The 4,530-nt window shown below is 71.0% G+C and carries 3 protein-coding genes; all 3 read left to right on the top strand.

Going from position 1 to position 4,530, the window contains the following annotated elements; genetic code table 11:
- Positions 1–45: 45 nt before the first annotated feature.
- Positions 46–1,332, top strand: coding sequence for an MFS transporter (locus PMI01_RS05880; RefSeq protein ID WP_007665238.1), 1,287 nt, complete (start codon positions 46–48; stop codon positions 1,330–1,332).
- Positions 1,329–2,981, top strand: coding sequence for a glycoside hydrolase family 43 protein (locus PMI01_RS05875; protein ID WP_007665235.1), 1,653 nt, complete (start codon positions 1,329–1,331; stop codon positions 2,979–2,981). The genes PMI01_RS05880 and PMI01_RS05875 overlap by 4 nt, the downstream gene beginning before the upstream one ends.
- Before the next feature lie 102 nt (positions 2,982–3,083).
- Positions 3,084–4,530, top strand: a 1,447-nt coding sequence (locus PMI01_RS05870) for a glycoside hydrolase family 2 protein (RefSeq protein ID WP_007665234.1), incomplete at its 3' end; no start/stop codon positions are given.

Genomic DNA, 4,530 nt, shown 5'->3' with positions numbered 1-4,530 from the left:
GCTGGAACTGATCCGCGCGGCCGACCGCGAACCAAGGCTGCCGACATGAGCCGCAAGATCGCCAACCTGCGCTGGTGGATGATCGGCCTGGTGATGCTGGGCGCGGTGCTGAACTACCTGACCCGCAGCACCCTGGGCGTCGCCGCGCCGACCGTGCTGGCCGACCTGCACATCGGTCCCAGGGAATATTCCTGGATCACCGGGGTCTTCCAGCTGGGGGTCATGCTGCAGCCGCTCTGCGGCTACGTGCTGGATTCCATCGGCCTGAAGTACGGTTTCGCGCTGTTCGCCACGGCGTGGTCGCTGATCACCATGGCCCATGGCCTGGCCAACAGTTGGCCGGCCCTGATGGGGCTGCGCGGCCTGCTGGGCCTGGCCGAGGGCAGCGCTCACCCGGCCGGCATGAAGGCGGTGTCGACCTGGTTTCCCGCCAGGGAGCGCGGCCTGGCGGGCGGGGTCTACAACATCGGCGCGTCCATGGGCTCGGTGCTGGCGCCGCCGCTCGTGGCCTGGGCCATCATCGCCTACAACTGGCGGGCCGCCTTCGTGGTCGCCGGCGGGCTGGGCCTGGCCTGGGTGGCGCTGTGGCTGGCCTGCTACCAGTCGCCCGACAAGCACAAGGCGCTGTCCGACGCCGAGCGCCAGCACATCGTCGCCGGCCAGGAGGCCCACCTCGAGGGGGCGGGGGAGAAGCCCTCGATCCTCAAGCTGCTGGCCCGCCGCGACTTCTGGGGCATCGCCCTGCCGCGCTTCCTGGCCGACCCGACCTGGGGGACGCTGGCCTTCTGGGTGCCGCTGTACCTGACCACCGTGCGCCACTTCGACCTGGCCCAGATCGCGCTGTTCGCCTGGCTGCCGTTCGTCGCCGCCGACCTGGGCTGCCTGTTCGGGCCGGTGGTGGTGCTGTTCCTGCAGAAGCGCGGCGTCAGCCTGATCAACGCCCGGCGCTGGGCCTTCACCCTGGGGGCGCTGATGATGACCGGCATGATGTTCGTCGGTAGCGTTCAGAGCCCCTACGCCGCCATCGCCCTGCTGTGCCTGGGCGGCTTCGCGCACCAGACCCTGTCGGTGACGGTGATCACCATGTCGTCGGACCTGTTCCGTCGCAGCGAGGTGGCGACCGTGGCCGGCATGGCCGGGCTGTTCGGCAATCTGGGGGTGCTGATCTTCTCGCTGCTGATCGGCGGCCTGGTGGCGACCATCGGCTACAGTCCGTTCTTCGTGGCCCTGGGCGTGCTCGACCTGCTGGGCGCGCTGCTGCTGTGGAGCCTGGTCCGCGACCGGCCCGCCGCGCCCGCCGCCTTCCCGGCGCCCGCTGGATCGCCGTCATGACCCTGATCCGCAACCCCGTCCTGCCGGGCTTCAACCCCGACCCGTCGATCGTCCGCGTCGGCGAGGACTACTACGTCGCCACCTCGACCTTCGAGTGGTTCCCGGGCGTCCAGATCCACCATTCGCGGGACCTGGTGAACTGGCGGCTGCTGACCCGGCCCCTGACCCGGGCCAGCCAGCTGAACATGCTGGGCGCGCCCGACAGCTGCGGCGTCTGGGCCCCGTGCCTGACCCACGCCGACGGCCGGTTCTGGCTGATCTATACCGACGTCAAGCGCTATGGCCGCACCACGGTGGGCGGGGCCTCCGGGGCCAGCTTGCGCGACTTCCACAACTACCTGGTCACCGCCGACAGCATCGAGGGGCCGTGGTCGGACCCGGTGTTCCTCAACAGCAGCGGCTTCGACCCGTCGCTGTTCCATGACGACGATGGCCGCAAGTGGCTGCTCAACATGCTGTGGGACCATCGGCCCGGCCGCAACCGCTTCGCCGGCATCGTGGCCCAGGAATACGACGCCTTCACCGCCCGGCTGATCGGCGAGCGCGAGATGATCTTCCCGGGCACGCCCCTAGGCCTGACCGAGGCGCCGCACCTCTACAAACGCGACGGTTGGTACCACCTGATCACCGCCGAGGGCGGCACGGGCTTTGGCCACGCGGTGACCATGGCCCGGTCGCGAACGCTCGAAGGACCCTACGAACTCCACCCCGACGGCCCCGTGCTGACCGCCCGCGACCGGCCGCACGCGCCGCTGCAACGGGCCGGCCACGCCGACCTGGTCGAGACGCCCGACGGCCAGACCTGGATGGCCTATCTCTGCGGCCGGCCGTTGCCCAACCGGGGCCGCTGCGTGCTGGGGCGGGAGACGGCGATCCAGCCGATGACCTGGGGCGACGACGGCTGGCTGCGCACCCGCGACGGCTCCGGCGATCCGGAGCTGACCCCGCCGGGGCCGGACCTGCCCGCCGCGCCCTGGCCCGCGCCGCCCGCCTGGACGGACTTCGGCGGTCCGGACCTGCCGATCGACTTCCAGTGGCTGCGCTCGCCGTTCCCGCAGGATCTGTTCAGCCTGACCGCGCGTCCGGGCTGGCTGCGGCTGTTCGGGCGCGAGACGATCGGCAGTCAGTATCGCCAGGCCCTGGTGGCCCGCCGCCAGCAGGCCCACTGCTACAGCGCCCGCACCGTCGTCGATTTCGCGCCCCAGCACTTCCAGCAGGCGGCGGGGCTGGTCTGCTATTACGGGGCCAACAAGTTCCACTACCTGTTCGTGTCGCGCGACGACGCCCATGGCCGCCATCTGCAGGTGATGTCGGCCTTGCCCGACAGCCCCCAGGCCGACGCCTTCACCGCGCCGGTCGCCTTGCCGGACGCGGGCCTGGTCCACCTGCGCGTCGAGGTCGATTTCGAGCGGCTGCGCTTCGCCTGGAGCCTGGACGGCGAGGCCTGGTCCTGGCTGCCGGAGCTGTTCGACGCCAGCATCCTGTCGGACGAGGCCACAGCGCCCGGCGCGCCCAACTTCACCGGGGCCTTCGTCGGCATGGCCTGCCAGGACCTGTCGGGGACGGCGCGGCCGGCCGATTTCGACGGCTTCGGCTATGTCGAGCGCGGCTACGCGGCGCGGGCGGGCGTCGAGGACCAGGGCCGGTAGCGGCGCCCGCCGCGCTCAGCGACGAACGGGATGGACACGGGTCGTCGCTCTGGTGGAAAGTTACCGGTAACTGATATCGTTAAGCGCGCCGGGACCGCACAGATGACGACGATGCGTTTCGCCTGGTTCGCCGGCCTGGTGGCCTTGCTGATGGCCGGGGTCCTGTCGCCGACCCCCAGTCGTGCGGCCATGGACGGGCGCCAACAGGCCTCGCTGAATGAGGGCTGGCGGTTCCAGAAGGGCGACACGGCGGATGCGCCCGTCGTCGCCTTCGACCCCAAGGACTGGCTGAAGGTCACCCTGCCGCACACCTTCAACGGCGCGGACGGCGCCGATGGCGGCGGCTACTACCGCGGCCCCGGCTGGTATCGGCGCGAGTTCTTCACCGCCGACGGCGCGGCGCCCGGTCGCTATTTCCTGCAGTTCGACGGCGCGGCCCTGGTCGCCGACGTCTATCTGAACGGCCAGAGGGTCGGTCGTCACGAGGGCGGGTACGCGGCGTTCCGGTTCGACGTCACCGCGCGGGTCCGGCCGGGGCGCAACGTCGTGGCGGTTCGGGTCGACAACAGCGCCAGCCCACACATCGCGCCGCTGGGCGGCGACTTCACGGTCTTCGGCGGGCTCTATCGCGGCGTCAGCCTCATCCGCACGCCGCTGCTCCACGTCGATGCGCTCGACCATGGCGGACCCGGCGTCTATGCGACCACCGTCTCGATGACGCCGGAGCGCGCCACGGTGCGGGTGACCACCCGGGTGCGCAACGACGCGCCGGCGGCCCGGCGGACGCGGGTCACCACCCGCATCCTCGACGCCGAGGGCGGGCTGGTGGCCCAGGCGTCCTCGGTGAAACCGCTGGCCGCCGGCGCGACGACGCCGGTCGAGCAGACCCTGACGATCGACAAGGCGCGGGCCTGGAACGGCCGCAAGGATCCCTACCTCTACGCGGTGGCGGCCACGGTGGCCGGCGTCGAGGGCGGCGAGACCGACGCCGTGCGTGTCCCGCTCGGCCTGCGCACCACCCGCATCGACCCCGACAAGGGGTTCTTCCTGAACGGCGAACACCTGGCGGTGCACGGGGTGAACCTGCATCTGGACCGTCCCGGCGTCGGCCTGGCGGTGTCGGACGACGACGTCGCCGAGGACTTCCGCCTGATGGAGGCCATGGGCGCGAACGGCCTGCGGCTGGTGCACTTCCAGCATCCCGCCAAGGCCTACGACCTGGCCGATCGGGCCGGACTGGTCGTCTGGACCGAGATTCCGTTCAACAGCAAGGTCGGATACGAGCCCGAGTTCCTGGCCAATCTCGAGCAGCAGTTGCGGGAGCTCATCCGCCAGACCTACAACCATCCGTCCGTGGTCGTCTGGGGCCTGGGCAACGAGGTCTACGCCGCCGACGAGGCCACCAACCAGGCGCTGGCGGCGCTGCACGCGCTGGCCAAGGCCGAGGACCCCTCGCGGCCGACCGTCTATGCGCACTGCTGCGCCTCGGATACCGACCGGCTGACCACCCACACCGACCTCATCGGCTACAACCGCTACTACGGCTGGG

Origin of the sequence: Caulobacter sp. AP07 (assembly GCF_000281955.1) — a bacterium.
In the GTDB taxonomy this organism is placed as follows: Bacteria; Pseudomonadota; Alphaproteobacteria; order Caulobacterales; family Caulobacteraceae; genus Caulobacter.
The sequence above is the reverse complement of the archived record's forward strand: the minus strand, read 5'-3'. Positions and strand labels throughout refer to the sequence as shown.